Genomic DNA, 16,730 nt, shown 5'->3' with positions numbered 1-16,730 from the left:
TGCTGCCCACGACGCAGTGGCGGTGTCATGGATCCTACCACTCCATCTCAGGAGTAGATTGCGGATACTTGGTGCAACCCCTCGGGTTCCCCCAGAGACGGAGGGCACCTGATGCCTCAAGCGCGTGAGCGAGCTACGAGGGTGACGCTGCTGGAAGTCGATGGCTTGCCGCCCGTTCTGGCAACTTTGCTGAGGCCCTGGACGAATGCAGTCGAGAACTGCTGCCTCGGGATGGGCGATCACGTCGCAGCGACGGCGGCCGACGCCTCGGCAAACATCCCGCGCTGGGTGGTCACGACGCCGGCTCTGAAGCACATGATCGCTCAGGCACATCTCGCTTCGGACGCCTTGGCGGGCGATCTCGATCGATCTCACACCCTCGCGGCGCCTGCGCGGACTGATGCGGTCGCTACGCTCACGAACCTGATCGCGTCCCTACGGAAAGCTGAACCCAACGCGATCACGGTATCGCTGAAGCTCGGCTGGTGAAGTGGGCTGGAACGTCATCGGACGCAGTCCGTTACCGGCCCAGCTTAGGAGGAGGCCGACGTGAAGCACATCGTCGCTGGAGGGTTGATCGCGGCAGGCTTGCTCACCGTCCCATCTGTGCCGGCAGTCGCGCAGAGCATCGACATCGGACCGGGGGGCGTGCGGATCGACCCGCGCAGTGCGCGCGAACGCGAAGACGATGCGATCCGCCGGGAAGAGCGTCGTGAGGAGTTCAGGGAAGAGCGGCGTGATGCGATCCGCCGCGAGGAGCGGCGGCGCGAGTTCGACGAGGATGGGCCACCCCGGCGGGATCGATACTGAAAACGGGTAGATGCTGGCGGCGGGGTGTAGCCCCGCCGGTTCGCTGTTGGTGGTCTGGCTGCAGCTACTCCGCCAGTCCGGACCACGCCGCGATCAGCATCGCTCTGCGTGCCATGGCGTAGTCTGGCGCCTCATCGACCAGGCGGAGGCGCAGGTCGTCCAGAGCTTCACCCCCACCAATCGCAAAGGCTTGCTCGCCGAAACGGCGCATAGCTCGGTTGAACGCGATTGCGGCAGGGCTGCCTGGATCCAAAGTCTCGCTACTTGCCAGCAAGGCCGACATGCAGGCTGCGATCGAGTGAAGAGCACCGTTCTGCAACAGTGCTGACGGTTCTCTATGCGGGCCAGTGCGAGACACAGCTTCGACTGCGATCAGATCCTCTGCGTTCTGAGCCATCACAGCATGGAATGCTACGATGCAACAATTGGGGCGATCATCGCGACATCGAGTTTGGTCATATGGCTGCTTCAGGACAGCCGAGCTAATGAGGAGGCCTGCGATGACGAAGTGGATTACTTCCGCCAACCGCCACGTCGATGCCGTCGTGACGGCTGCCATTGGGTTCAGTCTGTTCGTGCACGGGCAGTCCATGATCCTGCCTTCACACTTCGTGTGAATGACCACGAACAGGGGCGATGTCAAACCCTCCCGCTCGCAAGCCGCGCGCCGGTGGCACTCCACCGAACGATGCTGCAGCAGTTCGGGCGTTGGGAACTACCCTTCGTATTCCGAGCGTCTGTGATCCCGATCCGTCGGTCGGTCCGCTCGTTTCTTCGGCTTTGCCCCGCGGTGGATCAAGCGTGCGGCGGTAAGTACGGTCGCCAGCCAGCTTATCTCCAGAACGAAGACCATGAGGGCTGTGTCGATCAGAACTTCGCTGAATGAATGCCCGTTGACTGCGCCAGCCACCCCGGTCGCGAGCGCGATCATAGTGACGATGGGGATGAGCAGGTACCAGCTCAACAGCGTTCCGCAGGCAGCCCCTAACAGGGCGATCAGCAAATATGCCATCCAGCGCTACCCCCCTTCGCCAAGCTTCTTCGAGCGACAAAGTGCTAGGAGGGTACAACGGCAGCATGTGTTAAACGATGCTGTATTGATTGCGACAAAAGCGACGGTTCGTCACCTGACTGGGCACGCGGAAGGCTGCATTCAATTCAAAAGATCTTGGCCTGTGACGAAAATCATATGAGACTTACAGCAATCCAGTAGGCGATGGCGCTAACCAAAACGCCCCATATGACGCCGACGATGCAGAATGCGACGAGTCTACAAACCGGCATCGAGACGCCTCGAAAAACGACGTGTCTTCCGCTGTCCTCGTGCGGGAATTCGGAACTGAATATTCGACAGAGCAGACTGATTGCATGCAACATAGAGGGCATCACGCTTCGGAGCCTGCCTCTCATAACTTCATTGGGCCGTTTTCGTCCCCGTCGCAGTACGTAGCCAAAGATAATTCACAATTTCTGCAGGAACTTTCACCCCGCAAAAACACGTGTAGGTTGGTGCTACCCCTTGGGCGATGCTGGCCGCTCGGTATGCTGGGTGACCATTAGCTGATAGCAAGACCCGGATCTAAACTGTGTTGGCGTTTGCGTGCTCGACACGGCGCACCATGACCGGCCCGAGTCGCGGAGGGTCAGGCGCATGCAATTTCCTGCCGAGACGGTTCTACCCCCATCGCTCATGGTCGAGCTTATCGACCTGTTGGGCGACTTCCCGCCTGACCAGAACCGACGACAGGCCGAGGTACTTGGGATCCGCTTGGCGGATCTGGAACGCCGAGCACGCGCGCAGGAAGCGGCTCCAGAGACGGTGGCGGCAATCCAGGGGGCGCGCGTACTGCTGGGTCTTTCGGAGTTACCGCCCCTACCGCCATCGGATGCAGGCGCGTGATAGCCGACCTCGCACCGATCTCGGAACGCATGCGTGTCGAAACTCGCATGGTGCGCAGCTTCGAAGCCTATCCAGCCGACGCGTTCGCGCGCGAACGCCCGTTCTGGCGCGGACTTACAGAGCCGCGCCAGCCCACCGAGCGCACCTGCGCGCTCCACCCCGCCGACTGCTACGACCTGTGCGTCGGCTGGGCCAACGGACCCGCCTGCTTCAACCTCGCGCAGGCCTTCGAGCACCACTCGCTGGATACCCCTGACGAACTCGATCGTCAGCGCTTCCACGCGCTGGCCTGTGCGATGGGCTACCCGGCCGGCTGCACCAACCGCGCCGCGGGCATCCGGAACGGTCAGTATCGTGACGATCCCTTCCGCACCGTGCCGCTCGCGGACAAGCAGGCGTGCGAGTATCGCAGCTTCCTCATCGACTGCGACCGGCGCAGGGCGTGGGGCTGCGCCATGCTGGGGCAGGCCTACCGCAATGGCGAAGGGGTGGCGTCGCAACCGAAACGAGCGCGGGCAGCGTTCGAGGCCTCCTGGAGATCAGCCCGAAGTTCGCGGCCTGCGACTTCGCCAAGCAGCAGCTCGAGATGATGGACCACCCGCCGCCGCCCAATGCTGACGGCGCCGGATCAGGTGACGACTGATCTGGCGCTTACTGCGGCGGAGCTGAGGACTGCCGATCCAACGGGGCGGAGAGAAGTGACAGGGTCGGGCACGGCGATCCTCAGTCGGTACGGGAGAGGCGGGCGAAACTCGCAAGCCCGTGCCGGCGGTCGAAGGTGGTGCCCACCGATTTGGATGCGTTGCTCCGAAGAGCGCCCTGCCCGGATAGGGCCACTCAGTGCCACTGAGTGCCAGTCAAAGTACCACTGATGTGCCACAAGCTCAGGGGTATCACACCACACGCACTGAAGTTGGTTGCCTACCAGTCGCCACGCCTTGTGCCCTTAAACCGACGCCGATCGCAGCAACGTGGAGAAGGCTGAGGCAGCGCCGACATTGTCGGACGTTTGTCTCTGTTCGGCCGCCCTTCCGCTAAACGCCGGCGCGGGTGATCGCGTGTGCCAGGACGGTGAAGATCAAGCCACGAGCGAGAAAGGCCTCGATCCGGGGCAGATGCCGGAGCACCACCCGGTCGAACAGAACGGTGACGTCACCGCAGCTTTGATTGGCGGCGAAGTCCCCTGCCCATCCATCGAGTTCCGCCCGCACCATGAGGTGTCGGTTACCCGGTCGGAGTTATGCTCGAACGAAGACGATCATGACAATTGCCAGCATCTCACAACAAAGCCCGGCAAAAGGCAGCGCTGGGTGATGCTGGGAATTGAAGTCAAAAGCAGTGTGCACACCTGTGCATCTTCGGTGCGGGGCGGGAGCGAGCCTATCGCGAGGGGGAAGCCTCGCCGGTGTCCGGGTGGATATCACCATGCCGTAGGAGGACATCAGATACCGACGGAGCCGAACAGATCGAGCTGTCCGGTTGCGCGGTGGCCGCGTGCGGACGGGCGGAGGGCGAGGCGCTTGGATTTCGCCGGGGTGGCCGCCGGCAGATCGACGCCGGGTTTGCCGTAGAGCACAGCTCCGACGATGTGGCAGCCGTCGCCCCGGTGGAACACGTTCGCCGTGTAGGGCCCGGCGCGCAGGATCTCCTGCACCAGCGCCTCGTCGATGCTCAGGCCGGACAGGGCAGTCAGCAGGCAGGGCAGCCCCGCCGCCGCGATGGCGAACGATTGGAACTCGGCGGCGCGCTGCCGCCAGACCTGGCGCACGGCTCCGGCGCTGGTCTGCGCGAACGGGTTGGGCGCGGGCCGCGTCGCCCCATCGGCGACGAAGGCTGCGATCGCGTGCCGCTCGGCGATGTGCGCGGCGGCGAGCAGGGAAGCGGCGAGCTGGCGTTGGGTGATCGGCCTGTCAGTCATGTCGGACAGCTTCGTCCCCAGGAGTTCCTATGCTTTCGCTCGATAACCAGAAGGCGAGGGTTGGATAGAGCATGAAGGACACGCCGCCGCTCGGCCGTTCCGGGCGAGGATCTCACGCAACCTCAGCCTGACGTATCGCGGCCTGCACCCGCCGGATCGTGGCTCGGCTCGCCTTGAAATCGCGCGCGATCGCCGAGGCGCCTTGGCCCTCGCGCAGTCGCTGCTCGACCATACGACGTCGCTCCTCACTCAGGCTCGCGGGACGTCCGATGGCTTTACCCTCGGCGCGCGCGCGCGCCAGGCCTGCCTGGGTTCGTTCGATCAGCAGATCGCGCTCGAACTCGGCGACGGCGTTGATCACGCCCATGGTGAGCTTACCGGTCGAACTGGTGAGGTCGACGCCGCCGAGGGCGAGGCAGTGGACGCGCACGCCGATTTTGGCCAGCTGCGCGACCGTGCCCCCGACATCCATCGCGTTGCGGCCCAAGCGGTCGAGTTTGGTCACGACGAGGACGTCGCCGTCCTCGAGCCGATCGACGAACTTCGTGAACCCTCGTCGCTGTGACGTGGCGACGCTCCCCGACACCGTCTCGGTAATCACTCGCTTGGCCTCGACCTGAAAGCCGGCGGCGCGGATCTCCTCGCGCTGGTTATCTGTGGTCTGACCAAGGGTGGATACCCGGAGGTAGGCGAAGGTGCGAGGCATGGCCCAAATCTGATCGAAACCGATGGCCGAAACTAAATCGTGGCCGAAACCACCGCAAGCCTATGTTTCGGCCATATCGCTGAGGCATGGCCGAAACCGTTCGGTTCCGGCCATGCCTCCACGCCCGCAACGCACGCCGATTGCCCCAGATGTGACCATCATCGAGAGAATTGCCAGAACAGGATTTTATGGCATACGACTTGAGCCGGCCGAATATCCGATCGATGGTTGGGAAGGAAGTGATGTGTAGTCGCTCGTCCTCGGTTGACCGCGCTCGCCTGCGCTGATGGGATCATGATGTCATGAATGCGACGCTGTCCAAAATCGACGCCGGAGGTCGGCTGATCATTCCAGCCCAAGCGCGAAAAGCCCTCAGTCTGGAGTCTGGTGGGCCAGTCGTGCTGACCCTGGTGGACGGCGAGCTTCGGGTGCGCTCCGTCGCCTCGGCCATGGCCGAGCTACAGACCCAAGCTTCCTCCTTCCTGTCCGACGATGGTGCCTCGGTAAGCGCCTTCCTCACGTCACGACGTGCTGAAGCCGCCAAGGAGCAGGGAGGATCGATAGACACCCAAGATCAGGCGGTCGCGACCACGACGGAGTCCGATCGTGGCGCGTAGCGTTCTCGATGCCTCGGCGCTGCTCGCCTACCTGCGTCGGGAACCCGGTTGGGAACAGGTGCTACAGGCCTTCACCGGCACCGCCACGATGACGACGGTGAATTTTGGCGAGGTCGCCGGGTGGCTGGTCCGCAATGGTGCAGATGAGGCCGCCGTGAGAGCCTTGCGGAACGGCCTCGTGTTTCCCCTCACATCCGTGGACGACGATCTCGCCATCCGTGCTGCCCTGCTGGAGCCGCTGACCCGCTTAAAGGGGCTCGGGATCGGGGATCGGCTCTGCCTCGCGCTCGCCGCGCGCTCCGGCGCCGTCGCCCTCACCGCCGACACCGCCTGGCAAGACATCGCTGACGCTGCCGGCGTCGAGGTGCAGCTCATCCGTTGAGGTCAGGAGGGACCAACACAAGCAGCATTTACCCGACGCTCGAAGTGCCCGCCCAGCTAGGTGATACGGTGGTCTGTGGCGGAAACGTTTCCGCTCACGCGCGCGTTACCGCCTTTCATCGACACGGAGCCTCAGATGCGCCATCGCACTTTCGTCACAGCTATCCCATTGATGCTGTTCTCGGGCGCAGCTTTCGCCCAGGCGCCAGCGGCGGCTCCGACAGCGACGGCTCCAGGCGCGCCGGGTGTCGCCGCCCCTCAGCCGGGTTCGACCGGTTCTCCGGCAACCGTGACAGAGACTCCGACTGGTCGCCCCGCCGACACCATTACCAACAACTCAGCGGCTGGCGGCAACGCCGGTCAGCCCTTTCGGGCCGTGCCCCAAGGTGGCGCGGGCGGTGGCAACAAGTGACATGCTGAGCACAGCTCTGGAATGCACCTTGCTCTGCGGAGCACCCAGTTCGTTCCTGAGACCACGGACCACCTCAGCCCGCCCGGTTTACCGTGGCGGGCTTCTTCATGGCTGCACGTATGTCAGGGCGCGACCAGTTGGCAGGCCTGTTGCCTGTCGTTCGACATGGCTGTGTTCCATTTTGAATGCTCCATCCATCGCCGCTTCGCGAGTGGGCTTTCGGTCGCCACCGAGTAGATCGTGGCGCGAACGGATGACGATGTGATCGCGAAGGCTGATGCACGCTTCGCAGCCCTGATTGCCAATCGCGCGGGATGTGCGACCCTGAGGAACGACGCCGGGCAGATGATTTGGTCCGCGCGACGGCTCAATGTCACGGAAAGCAATATGGCCATGGCCGAGACGGACAAGCCATCGGGTGTGAGTGTGGTACCGCCGACGGTGCCGATCCCAAACGTCAACGTGCCAGACCCAACGACCGGCAGCGAGCCCGAAAGCAAGGACCCGGTCAAAGAGGCTGAGAGCAAGCCCAACGATCCGGATGAGGCGGCCAAGGATGGATTGGCCTGATCATCATGCGCCGCTCGATCGTGCTCACCGCTGCTTTGGGTGCCTTCGCCTACCTTCCTGCGGCCGGGCATGCGCAGAACATGTCGGACCCGCCTCGAAAGCCTGCAGCAGGCGCGGCAGCAGCCGGTGAGGAAGCGGCATCAGCCGTCGATCCAGCGGTGCTCGATCGCTACCGGCAGCGGGCGGACGTCCAGAAGCTCAGGGAAGGGCCGGAGCGGAAGGCGTTCATGGGGACCTGCGTCACGCCCGAGGATTGAGGGCGGCCAACCTGGAAATTCTTGCTCCCTATAAGAACCTACTCCCGCTGTGCCTCTTGAAAGCATTGGCTTACCCGATGTGGTCGACTACCGCCCGCGGATCCTAATGGCTTAGACAATCATCTTTCCTTTGTGGCCGCGACCCGGCCCAGGCTTTCGGTTGTGCTTCTTTGGAGGGGTCTCGCCCACGCGCACTGGTGTCTCACCTTCGCCCAGCACCGACATGACCACTGCACGGAAGTCGTTGCACAACCGCGGCTCTACGGCCTCGCAAGCGCGCGGGCAGACCCCACGCCAAGCGTCCCGGTCGACGCGCGCAGAGCGGTGTCGGTCGGACACGACGACGCTGAACGACAACCCGCAGTGCGGGCAACATACCGGCACGAAACGCATGACCAGCCCCGGATGGACCGAAAGAAACGCCCCGGAGGTGGCATCCGTCTATCAGGTCGTATTCAAAATGCGATCGATCACACAACTCGCGGCGGAGCGTCGGCGGTGAGCGGGCCCACTGGGCGCCAGACGTTACGGCGCAGGCCAAGCTGCTCAAGTCGGTCGAGCAGCCACCACTCGATCCGGGTGCGCCAGCGGGCGAGGCCCGTGAGCGACCAGACATCGAAGCCGGCGAGCGGCAGGAACGGGTTGTGCCGATCGTAGGCCCAGACCTCGATACGTACCGCCGGCCGCAGGGACGGTCCGCGGGCGTGGAAGCCCACCGTGTCGCCCACCACCAGCGTGTTGCCCGGAACCGCGAAGGCTACGGGATCAGCGTAGCCCATCCGCTTCAGCTCGGCGGGGCTCGCCCGGAACGAGCCGCGGCCGCTGAGCCGGTCGAGGCCGCTCGCCGCGTTGATGGCGGTGCGCCGCTCCCAGGCGAGCCGCCGCTTGGTCAGGCGGTGCGAGCCAGGCACGTAGGTGAACGGCCCCTCGTCGGCGGCGACATCGGTCAGGAACAACCACGCTTTCATAGTTGGGTGGAAGGTGTCGATGTGGAAGTTGGTCTGCGGGTCCGGTGGCGCGTCAGTGACGTGCGACAGGATCGTCTGCACGGTCAGGATCGGCTCGCAGTTGAAGCTCGACACGTAGCGCAGCAGGTTCTTCCACTCCGGCATCGCCAGGAGCTGGCGCACGGCCGGCATCCGCGTGAGCGTCGCCGGATCAAGGGGGATGCGACGGGTGACGGTATCACCCTGAATTTGCTCCCGACCCTGGGCGGTGATGCTGGTGACCTCGGCATAGACCCCTCGGTACAGGGTGGAAGGCATAAAGTCCGCACGCCTGATGAAGCCGTCTCGGGCGAAGTCGGTCCGGTCCTGGGGGTTTACCAGATAGGCGAGCTGGCGGCGGCGCAGACCCGCCATGGCGTGGGCCAGACGCACCCGCAGCGTATGCAGGCCGGCGCGGTTGAGGCGCTCGGAGCCGAGGATCGGGTTGTCGATGAAGGATTTAGCGCCGGAGGCGATCTGCGCCAGCCAAAGCGGCGACATGAGAGTGCTGCGAACGGTTTGAGCGATCGGCATTGTTGCAAGCCCTGCAATCTGATGGACCAGCCCTTCCATTGCCGGTCAACTTAAAGTCAGCAACCAAGCGGGGCGAAATCTAGACGGGACTCGCCAAAGCGGGGCGAAAAGAATTCACGAACAAGTTATGAGCAGGCAGTTCCTCCGCTCGTGCTGCATGCATGCGACGATCCTTCCATTGAGGAGGATAAGTCGCCCGGATCAAGGCGTATGGTTGCAAAAATCCACTCCCGGAATGTCCTTTGAAGGCGTTGGCCCGGCGGATGTAGCCCACCACCGTCCGCGGATCCCGGTGGCCCGACTGATCCATGATGCGGGCGAGACCCGTACATATGGGCCGATGTGGCAAGCTGGTAGCTACCAGCTACCAGCTACCAGCTATCAGTTTTCAGGTTTGCTTCGCTCTAACAGGTCGACAGCTCGTTCGAACGCTTCGCCAAGCCCCCAGCCATGTGCGTCTGCGACCCGGGTAAACGCCTCGATCGTCTCCGGCTTTAGTTTCAGGTTCAATTGAGCCGTGCGACCTGTCCGGCGGCGGCGCTGCTGCCGCGGCGTCGCCAGCGCCAGCGCCAGCTCGATCTTGGCAGGTTCCCGGCTACGGAAGCCGGTCGCTTCGGCTGCCTGCTTTGTCACTTCGAGGGCTGGCTTATCGTTCCGGGGCTTCGGTTTGGCCCAGGCTGAAGGATCGATGTCGTCGAGTTCGTCGCCGAAGCCGAGAGAGGCGCGTTCTTTGCCGGCCGTCACGCTGCAGACCTCGCGCTCGCTGCCTTGAGCTTCGAGACCACCTCCCCCGCGAACTCGCGAGCGTTCTGAATGGCCTTTTCGAGGTTACTCGTCTGAGTCGCGACTAGCCCCGACAGCGTGCCGCCGAAATCAAATAGGTCCCTGAAGGCAGCCCGCTCCACGATCGCCGTCTCGAACATCTCGATGCCACCAGCCTGCAACTGCTCCTGCACGTTGCGCAGAGCGCGAGAGGTCACGGCCGCGCCGGTCCGGGTGAGCAACACAGCGTGAGCGATCCGCCGCCTCGACAACTTCTCCGAGTTGCGGATGAGGCGGATCGTCTTTGCCGCGCCTTTGGCATCCATGCTCGATCCCTGCGTGGGAATTACCACCAAGTCAGCCATGCCGATAGTATTAGCTACCAACAAGCTAGCCGTGCCCTCCAGATCCACAATCACGAAGGCCGCTTCGCGTTCCGCGCTATCGATAGCGTCCACGATGCTCTCTTCCGTCACGTCGCTGATGATCGTGACGTTGTCGGGCTTCCCAGGAAGCCTCGCCCACTGGCTGATCCATCGCTCCGGGTCAGCGTCGATGATAGTGACGGAGGCACCCTTCACAGCCAATTCGGTCGCCAGAAGCAGCGCGCTGGTCGATTTGCCGGAGCCACCCTTCGGGTTGGCAAAGGCTATGACAGGCATGGTTCCTCCGATTTCGGATGCCGCACTCACCACGTCACGCGCAGCTTAACAGCTAGCTAACCGATATCGGCTGGTAGCCGCTAGCCACTCGATAGCTAGCCAGTAGCTCAGAAATACCAAGTAGCCTTCTAGTACCAGAGAGACAGTTGGTAGCTACCAGATAGCTAAAAGGTAGACCTGTGGTTTAGTTAGGCATTATGCTGCGCCTAGCACCCGGTGTACCTGCGCAGCCGACCATGCCCCGCCCCGAGCCGCCGGGATGCCTCGCTTGTTTAACGCAGCTGCAATCTGGCGCAGAGAGACAGCGCCCTCAGCCCTGGCGGCCGCGATCATCGGTGCGAGATCCAGGGCACGCTCCTCCGCTCGACATGCCTGCTGCGTCCGACCGCGTGCTTGGCCGGCTTCACGGTTCGACAGGTTCTCCGGCTTGCCCAACCTCACACCACGAGCCTTGGCCGCTGCCAGCGCTGCCTTCGTTCTGGCGGAGATCATTTTACGCTCGGCCTGGGCGACCACGGCCATGATGCCGACCACAAGCTCGTTCGCCTCGGGCATGTCGGCCGCTACGAACCGGACGCCGGCCTTCTGTAGGTTCAGGAGAAAGGCAGCGTCACGCGAAAGGCGATCGAGCTTGGCGATGACCAGCGTCGCCCCGTGCAGCCGGCAGAGCGCCAGAGCCTCGGATAGGCGAGGGCGGGCATCCCGTGATCCACTCTCGACTTCGACCAGTTCGGCCACATGACGCCAGGAGCCACCCGCCAGAAAGTCGGCGACGGCTCGTCGTTGCGCTTCCAGCCCGAGGCCGGATCGACCCTGCCGCTCCGTCGAGACACGCAAGTAGGAGACGAATGCCGTGTGAGCCATGCCGGATTTGCGGGGTGTCTCGTCCGAACGAATGGTCGTTTAACCGGATGAAACACCCGCCCGCGATGGCGCCAGAGATACACCGAGGCTTCCCCAAGCTCGGCCCCGAACCCATGTCAGGATTATCCGCCGCGGGCACGGTCGGGGTGAGCGAGGCCGGGCGAGCCGTGATATGGCCGCCCGGTTGCACCCTAACCGCTGCCAGGGCTTAGCCCGATCGCCGGCATTAGGTCTCGCTCAATCGCCGTCACGCTGCGGGAGGCGCTCTTCGAGGTGGGTTGCTGCGTCCGCATAAAGTTCGAAGCGACGCTGTAGGACCGCACGCTTCTCGGGCTTCCGCGCCTCCCCCATTTTCCCCTTCGCCTTGTCGGCCCGCTCGCGCATCTTCTTGGCCAGCTTCCCGAACGCCTCGTCGATCTTGGTGCTGACCTTCTCAGCCTCGGCCTTCACCGCGTCTTGGTGGTCTCTCAAGGCGCCGGGGAACGTGCTCTTATCGTCCTTGGCCATTGTCAGCCTCCATCGATCCGTGCGCCACTTTTAAGCTATGCACTGCGACGGTGCGATCACGGTTGCCCGGCGCCCCCGGCTGTGGCGATGGCTCGGTCGGCAACACCAGTTTGGAGTGTCCGCCGGTGCTTGCCGGACTCGTAGACGGCTGATTGTGCCGCGGGGGACGCCGGTGGACAGGGCAGGGGGCTCACCGTAGCTCCTCGCCATGGCCAAAGAGATACCGAGCGTCGCCGACCTAAGCCGCAAGTCCGAGGTGTCAGACGACGAGATTGAGGCCGCGACCGCCGCCTATCTCGCGGATGAGAACGCCAAGCCTTTCGCTTCAAAGTCCGGCCACACCATCGATGTCGCCAAGGCGATCGAGATGCACTCGCAGGCCAAGGCACTGCTTTCCAATGAGAAACCAAGCCTGGCCTGCGCCGCACGATGGTGAAGACCGCGGTGATCCTCGGCTTCCCGGTCCAGGGATGAGCGAGCAATCGGACCATGAGCAACTGCGTGAGCGTGTGGTGGTGCGCCTCGGCGGCTTCATCCAGGGCATCGGCATGATGGTCCCGCAGGCGCGGGAGATCGTCGAACGAGCCATTGCCGACGCCCCGCATGCCGACCCAAACGACATTGAGGCGAAGGCGCGCGCCCGGATGCTGATCGCGCTGGCCTAGGGCACGGATCGCCGGAACCGTCGTGGAAGTTCGTGGCCGGGGACATGTCTGCCCGTGTCCTCTGCGGACGGATGTCGATCACGCCAGCAAGTTCTGGATCAATTCGTGATGCATGCGGCTGAGCACGATCGTCCTGTCGATCTCGTTCAGGACGTGCTCAGCGTAGGCCCGCGCGGGCGAGCCCTGGGGGAGGCGTGACAGGACGCGCATTTGCTGACCGCGCCTCTCTTCAGCCTCCGCAAGCTGCCGCTCCGCCTGTAAGAGCGGGGCGTGCAGGAGCGCATCCGAACGAGAGACTATTGCAGTCATAGAAGCATCCTGAGTGCTGCCCCGCTGCCCGATCTTATCACGGGCTGGCGAGGCTCGATGCCGTTCCTCACGGCCGGGCCAAGTACGCGACGCGGCCGCGCGGTCCAGTTTGGGTACGAAGCCCCGTAGATGGCGCTACTTGATGGGATCTAGGATCTGAGCGCGTATCCAGGCCCATTCGGTCGTGGTCATGTTGAAGAGATCGTCCCGGTTCTCGTTCGTGAGATCAGCCCCGAACAGCTCGGACCCCTTCGCATTCTTGATGGTCTGATCGAGGTTCGCGACGACGGCTTTGACCTCGGATGCGTGTTCGGTGCTAAGGATCGCAAACAAGCGAACGGTCAGCTGCTCTAGGATCGTCACGCGAGCGCGTAAGCGGAGGGTGGTGTCATCCATCTGCCTGTCCTCGATCTCGGGCATCGCACAGGGGCAAGTGCGTTCTGGAGAACAGGAAGACGTGCCTTAAGTTCGTAAGCATCAAGAGACTTCCCGGTCTATCCCGCACTCGACACTGACGATGAGCGGCTTGATCGCTTGCATAGGAGGTCGGAGTGCAAAGCGCACGCCCCGGGCACTGAGGCGATAGCCGGCAAAAGGTCTGACATGGCGCCGCAGTACGGCCGAAAGGTTGCTGAACCGCAAAACGCCCGCTCGGCCCCGCCCCGATCTGTTCACGAGGCGGGGGAGCGTCCGATCTCACCAGCAGTAGGCCGATACGCAACGTGGCCCGCGCGTAGGATGAGGCCACCTGGTTAGCGGGCTGTGCGGGCATACCAGCATCGAGCGTCCCGCGCTGGGAACGGGTACGGAGAGGCAACCGGGCGAGCCGTGATGATATGGCCGCCCGGCGACTAAGCTCTAGCTAATCAGATCATGATTGAGGAAAATCCTGGGTGGGCGCACGTCAAGCTGGCGATAGCCGCCATACTTCTACTGTTCGCGTTCCTCATCGTCGTGGCGCGCGCGATCGCACATCTGTCGTAATCAGCACTCAGCGTGAACAGGGCTTCTCAACGGCTTGGCTCAAGCGCGCTATCCGACGCCATGGCCTAAGAGATCTTCAGCGTTGGCGAGCTGCGCCGGAAGTCCAAAGTGACAGCCTTCGAAATGCCTTAGGCCCGCTGCTGGGTGTTTGCGGTTGAAGCAGCGACTTTCGCGGATTGACCCAGACCCGATGGGCTTCCTCAATCCGGCCAATTTCCAATAGTACACATCATCGCCCAATCGACAATGGCCGTAATTAAATGGACCAGCGACGCGACAATGCTTGGCCTGCGCCGCACGATGGTGAAGACCGCCGTGATCATGGGCTTTCCAGTTCAGTGGTAAGTGGCCCCATGCTCTGTCGGCCGTTGGCGAGATCAGCCATCCTGATCCGGCCGACGATCATGGCAGCAGCCTTCGTCGCGTAGGGGTAGGCTGACTGCTCGCAGAAGAGTCCGTCTGCCGTTGACACAACCCAGCGGAAGCAGCCCGTATGGGTGGGGCAGGGCACTACGCTCACACGAACGGCCCGAGAGGTAAGGTACGTTACCGGGATCGGATGCTTACGAGCCATCTGCCGTCTACGAGGCGCAAGGCAATCAAGTTTCAGATCTAGTGGTGTGACTAGAGGCACACCAACGGAATGCCGATCAGCCAGGCAATCTCTACCCAGGCGCCTGAGCTGACCACGGGATGGCGGCGGTTAGCGCCATTCCCCTACATCAGCCTAGCCAGCAGGAGCGCGGACCTGATTGCCGCTCGCCGGCTTCCGCTTTTGGCCGTCGGTTCCTTGAGGGTGGCTGTCGCATGCCGATCCGCCTTCACGGCCGCTGTCAGATCCACAGCGTAGCCGGAGGCAATTTCGAACGCACCGACCTGCGGATTGGTGAGAAAAGCCTCGACCGCGGCATCAAGCTCGGCCTGCGTGATGACTTTCGCTTCCAGCAGCTGGCCGATGCGCTCCGACAGCTCAGTCTTTGACACGCGACACCTTGATCCGCCGGTAACCCGAGCCAACCGACCGGGCGACCATCGGTTTGTCGACTCATGTCCGCTTGGTGTCGAGACCCTTCAACGGAACGCCGGTTCGGAAGCGATTGTGTTTGCGACCCATGGCATCAAGCTCGGCGCCGACCGCGATCCTCACGAAGGGGCGAAGCTCCTCGCTGACGACGGGCAACAGCCGAGCGCGGAATTGCTCGTCGGGCTCAGGCGTGGCCATGCTTCAGCTACGCTCTTTCACTGCTGATCTCGGGCTCATCCCCGGTGACCAGGTCATCGGCGACGACACGCAGAGCGTGTTCCACCAAGGGTGGCCATTCCAAGCCCTGATCCTTCAAGAGACGGGCGGCACGCGTCAGGGCCGCAATCTGCTGATCGGGGATCTGGAGCCCCATGATCTGCGCGGAGATGATGCGATCAGCAACCGATATCGCGAGGCCGGCGACCTGCGCCAACTGCTTTGTCCTATCGGGATCGCTGCCCTCGATCACTTCAGATGGCCCTTCGCCTTCAGATGCTCGGCGGTACGATCCGGTAGCCTCATCACCTATCCCCTCCGCTTCCGAAACCGGATCCCGGCGGCGCTACCGTCCTTCAGGATGAACTGCAGGCTGGTCGAGCCGTGGTGATATGGCGGCCCGGCTGGGCACGAGCCAAGCCAATCAATGTGCGTCGGGAAGGCAAAAGGCGACGGGACCATGCCCGCCGCCTTCCGAGAATATCAGGCTAGGGTGTGCCGCTACGTCGGGCTTTACATACCCTGTTGCAGCTGTTGTGCCGCACGGTAGTGGTGCTCGTAGACCGGCAGCGCCTGCTGCGCGTAGGTGCGTAGAACCGGGCTCGGTCCCGACGCAGCGTAGGACCGCGTCATGGCAATCGCCTGCTGATGCGACTGCAGCTGCTGCTGGACGTACAAGCTGTCGAACGCTGGGCCTGCCGGGGTCGCCGAGAGGTCCGACAGCATCGCCTGCTGGGCTGGGCTCGGCGCGACAACGGTGGAACCGGTATCCACGACCTCACCCTGGCCGACATTGCTGCCGACCTGCGCACCGCGGGCGGCTCCAGTACCTGCCCCCTCCAACCCGCCGACTGGTCCGCCCGACAGAGTGCCGCCGACCACGCCGGCGGCGGCTCCAGTCGCTGCGCCAACCGTACCGCCAGCCACCGCGAGCGGCGCCGCGAGAATGCCACCCACCGGGCCTCCGGCGTCGGCTCCCTGTAACCGGTCGTAGTTTCGCTCACCGCCGACTAGGGCGGCATTGGCGGACCGATGATCGCGGATCGCCTCTTCCGCATAAGCACGTACCGCTGGGTTGCGGGTTTTCGAAAGTGCGATCTCAGCCGCCTGAATTTCGTAGGCGTTCGCCTCCAGGGAGCGGACGCGGAACTCTGTGAAGCCCTGGGCCAGCGCCGGCGCCGAAACGGACAGCACTAAGGCAGCTGCTACTGCATAGGATTTGAACATAGCCAACCTCGGGAAGCTCGATGTGCGGACCGCTCCGGGGGCGGTTGTTCGGCAGCGACGATACGCTTCCCGATCACGGTCACGGTTCGACGCTCCAACGGTGCATTCTGTGGTCGGTTCCTGGTTCAACTTGACCAGGCCCCTCCCGATTGAGGCGAACGCATTTGCCGAGGTCGAGAGCAAGCTGGCATAGCTTGGAACAGATTGCCTACTCTGAGGCTTGCCGCCGGCGATCACTACGATGTGCTGGCGTCGCCGAGGAGACGGTCGTGCGCTGTCGAGCCTTCATAGCCCTAGATGTTTGATCCCAGGGTTTGATGGTGCACTCTTCACGCTGGAGTGGAGGGACGCGCTATGGGCCAGGTTCTTCACGGCAGCGCCACAACGACGGAGGCGATCCGTCGAGCGATCCAGCATAG

Annotated in this window: 25 protein-coding genes; 9 read left to right on the top strand and 16 right to left on the bottom strand. The window is 63.4% G+C overall.

Annotation, left to right across the window (positions count from 1 at the left end; all coding sequences use genetic code 11):
• Window positions 1-141 precede the first annotated feature (141 nt).
• Both AAHG09_RS29460 and AAHG09_RS29455 read left to right on the top strand, forming a co-directional pair.
• A complete protein-coding gene (locus AAHG09_RS29460) occupies window positions 142-489 on the top strand; it encodes a hypothetical protein (protein WP_342111504.1) in 348 nt (115 codons plus the stop codon).
• Window positions 490-549: 60 nt separating this feature from the next.
• Complete coding sequence (locus tag AAHG09_RS29455; RefSeq protein WP_342111502.1) at window positions 550-810, top strand: hypothetical protein; 261 nt, start codon at window positions 550-552, stop codon at window positions 808-810.
• 64 nt (window positions 811-874) lie between these two features.
• On the opposite strand, the gene AAHG09_RS29450 is transcribed toward AAHG09_RS29455, so the two are convergent.
• On the bottom strand, window positions 875-1,093 hold the full coding sequence (locus tag AAHG09_RS29450) for a hypothetical protein (RefSeq protein ID WP_342111500.1): 219 nt from the start codon (window positions 1,091-1,093) through the stop codon (window positions 875-877).
• Window positions 1,094-1,525: 432 nt separating this feature from the next.
• Window positions 1,526-1,813, bottom strand: coding sequence for a hypothetical protein (locus tag AAHG09_RS29445; protein WP_342111499.1), 288 nt, complete (start codon window positions 1,811-1,813; stop codon window positions 1,526-1,528).
• 944 nt (window positions 1,814-2,757) lie between these two features.
• On the opposite strand from AAHG09_RS29445, the gene AAHG09_RS29440 reads away from it, so the two are divergent.
• Window positions 2,758-3,300 (top strand): SEL1-like repeat protein, encoded by a 543-nt coding sequence (locus AAHG09_RS29440; RefSeq protein ID WP_342111497.1) that lies wholly within the window; start codon window positions 2,758-2,760, stop codon window positions 3,298-3,300.
• A 444-nt stretch (window positions 3,301-3,744) separates the two neighbouring features.
• Here AAHG09_RS29440 and AAHG09_RS29435 read toward each other — a convergent pair whose 3' ends face one another.
• From AAHG09_RS29435 to AAHG09_RS29425, 3 genes are all read right to left on the bottom strand, one after another.
• On the bottom strand, window positions 3,745-3,924 hold the full coding sequence (locus AAHG09_RS29435; protein ID WP_342111495.1) for a hypothetical protein: 180 nt from the start codon (window positions 3,922-3,924) through the stop codon (window positions 3,745-3,747).
• Between the two features lie 227 nt (window positions 3,925-4,151).
• A complete protein-coding gene (locus AAHG09_RS29430) occupies window positions 4,152-4,628 on the bottom strand; it encodes a hypothetical protein (RefSeq protein ID WP_342111493.1) in 477 nt (158 codons plus the stop codon).
• A gap of 112 nt (window positions 4,629-4,740) precedes the next feature.
• Window positions 4,741-5,334, bottom strand: a complete 594-nt coding sequence (locus AAHG09_RS29425; RefSeq protein ID WP_342111491.1) for a recombinase family protein — start codon at window positions 5,332-5,334, stop codon at window positions 4,741-4,743.
• A gap of 302 nt (window positions 5,335-5,636) precedes the next feature.
• Between AAHG09_RS29425 and AAHG09_RS29420 the strand changes: the two genes are divergently transcribed.
• The 4 genes from AAHG09_RS29420 (at window position 5,637) to AAHG09_RS29400 (ending at window position 7,571) form a co-directional block, all read left to right on the top strand.
• Window positions 5,637-5,951 (top strand): AbrB/MazE/SpoVT family DNA-binding domain-containing protein, encoded by a 315-nt coding sequence (locus tag AAHG09_RS29420; RefSeq protein ID WP_342111489.1) that lies wholly within the window; start codon window positions 5,637-5,639, stop codon window positions 5,949-5,951.
• The gene (locus AAHG09_RS29415; protein ID WP_342111487.1) at window positions 5,941-6,333 is read left to right on the top strand and encodes a type II toxin-antitoxin system VapC family toxin; all 393 of its coding nucleotides are present in this window, start codon (window positions 5,941-5,943) and stop codon (window positions 6,331-6,333) included. The genes AAHG09_RS29420 and AAHG09_RS29415 overlap by 11 nt, the downstream gene beginning before the upstream one ends.
• Before the next feature lie 651 nt (window positions 6,334-6,984).
• On the top strand, window positions 6,985-7,314 hold the full coding sequence (locus AAHG09_RS29405) for a hypothetical protein (protein ID WP_342111486.1): 330 nt from the start codon (window positions 6,985-6,987) through the stop codon (window positions 7,312-7,314).
• A 5-nt stretch (window positions 7,315-7,319) separates the two neighbouring features.
• Window positions 7,320-7,571 carry a hypothetical protein gene (locus AAHG09_RS29400; RefSeq protein WP_342111484.1) on the top strand — a complete coding sequence of 84 codons (252 nt, stop codon included), beginning with the start codon at window positions 7,320-7,322 and terminating at the stop codon, window positions 7,569-7,571.
• 470 nt (window positions 7,572-8,041) lie between these two features.
• Here the strand turns inward: AAHG09_RS29400 and AAHG09_RS29395 are convergent, their stop codons facing one another.
• From AAHG09_RS29395 to AAHG09_RS29375, 5 genes are all read right to left on the bottom strand, one after another.
• On the bottom strand, window positions 8,042-9,058 hold the full coding sequence (locus AAHG09_RS29395) for a phytanoyl-CoA dioxygenase family protein (RefSeq protein ID WP_342111482.1): 1,017 nt from the start codon (window positions 9,056-9,058) through the stop codon (window positions 8,042-8,044).
• A 414-nt stretch (window positions 9,059-9,472) separates the two neighbouring features.
• The gene (locus tag AAHG09_RS29390) at window positions 9,473-9,835 is read right to left on the bottom strand and encodes a stability/partitioning determinant (RefSeq protein WP_342111480.1); all 363 of its coding nucleotides are present in this window, start codon (window positions 9,833-9,835) and stop codon (window positions 9,473-9,475) included.
• Window positions 9,832-10,515 carry a ParA family protein gene (locus AAHG09_RS29385; RefSeq protein ID WP_342111478.1) on the bottom strand — a complete coding sequence of 228 codons (684 nt, stop codon included), beginning with the start codon at window positions 10,513-10,515 and terminating at the stop codon, window positions 9,832-9,834. Before AAHG09_RS29385 ends, AAHG09_RS29390 begins: the two co-directional genes overlap by 4 nt.
• Before the next feature lie 195 nt (window positions 10,516-10,710).
• Complete coding sequence (locus AAHG09_RS29380; RefSeq protein ID WP_342111476.1) at window positions 10,711-11,379, bottom strand: recombinase family protein; 669 nt, start codon at window positions 11,377-11,379, stop codon at window positions 10,711-10,713.
• Between the two features lie 237 nt (window positions 11,380-11,616).
• Window positions 11,617-11,886, bottom strand: coding sequence for a hypothetical protein (locus AAHG09_RS29375; RefSeq protein WP_342111474.1), 270 nt, complete (start codon window positions 11,884-11,886; stop codon window positions 11,617-11,619).
• Window positions 11,887-12,094: 208 nt separating this feature from the next.
• Between AAHG09_RS29375 and AAHG09_RS29370 the strand changes: the two genes are divergently transcribed.
• Window positions 12,095-12,322, top strand: coding sequence for a hypothetical protein (locus tag AAHG09_RS29370; RefSeq protein WP_342111472.1), 228 nt, complete (start codon window positions 12,095-12,097; stop codon window positions 12,320-12,322).
• Between the two features lie 34 nt (window positions 12,323-12,356).
• The gene (locus AAHG09_RS29365) at window positions 12,357-12,551 is read left to right on the top strand and encodes a hypothetical protein (protein ID WP_342111470.1); all 195 of its coding nucleotides are present in this window, start codon (window positions 12,357-12,359) and stop codon (window positions 12,549-12,551) included.
• A gap of 78 nt (window positions 12,552-12,629) precedes the next feature.
• Here AAHG09_RS29365 and AAHG09_RS29360 read toward each other — a convergent pair whose 3' ends face one another.
• From AAHG09_RS29360 to AAHG09_RS29335, 6 genes are all read right to left on the bottom strand, one after another.
• The gene (locus AAHG09_RS29360; protein ID WP_342111468.1) at window positions 12,630-12,761 is read right to left on the bottom strand and encodes a hypothetical protein; all 132 of its coding nucleotides are present in this window, start codon (window positions 12,759-12,761) and stop codon (window positions 12,630-12,632) included.
• Between the two features lie 234 nt (window positions 12,762-12,995).
• Entirely contained in the window at window positions 12,996-13,256 is a 261-nt protein-coding gene (locus AAHG09_RS29355; RefSeq protein WP_342111467.1) for a hypothetical protein, read from the bottom strand.
• Between the two features lie 1,305 nt (window positions 13,257-14,561).
• The gene (locus AAHG09_RS29350; protein ID WP_342111465.1) at window positions 14,562-14,828 is read right to left on the bottom strand and encodes a hypothetical protein; all 267 of its coding nucleotides are present in this window, start codon (window positions 14,826-14,828) and stop codon (window positions 14,562-14,564) included.
• A 61-nt stretch (window positions 14,829-14,889) separates the two neighbouring features.
• Window positions 14,890-15,066, bottom strand: a complete 177-nt coding sequence (locus AAHG09_RS29345) for a hypothetical protein (RefSeq protein ID WP_342111463.1) — start codon at window positions 15,064-15,066, stop codon at window positions 14,890-14,892.
• Between the two features lie 7 nt (window positions 15,067-15,073).
• Complete coding sequence (locus AAHG09_RS29340; RefSeq protein ID WP_342111461.1) at window positions 15,074-15,301, bottom strand: hypothetical protein; 228 nt, start codon at window positions 15,299-15,301, stop codon at window positions 15,074-15,076.
• 296 nt (window positions 15,302-15,597) lie between these two features.
• The gene (locus AAHG09_RS29335; RefSeq protein ID WP_342111459.1) at window positions 15,598-16,311 is read right to left on the bottom strand and encodes a DUF4142 domain-containing protein; all 714 of its coding nucleotides are present in this window, start codon (window positions 16,309-16,311) and stop codon (window positions 15,598-15,600) included.
• Window positions 16,312-16,730 lie beyond the last annotated feature (419 nt).

The organism is Methylobacterium guangdongense (genome assembly GCF_038442355.1).
Lineage (GTDB): Bacteria > Pseudomonadota > Alphaproteobacteria > Rhizobiales > Beijerinckiaceae > Methylobacterium > Methylobacterium guangdongense.
The sequence above is the reverse complement of the archived record's forward strand: the minus strand, read 5'-3'. Positions and strand labels throughout refer to the sequence as shown.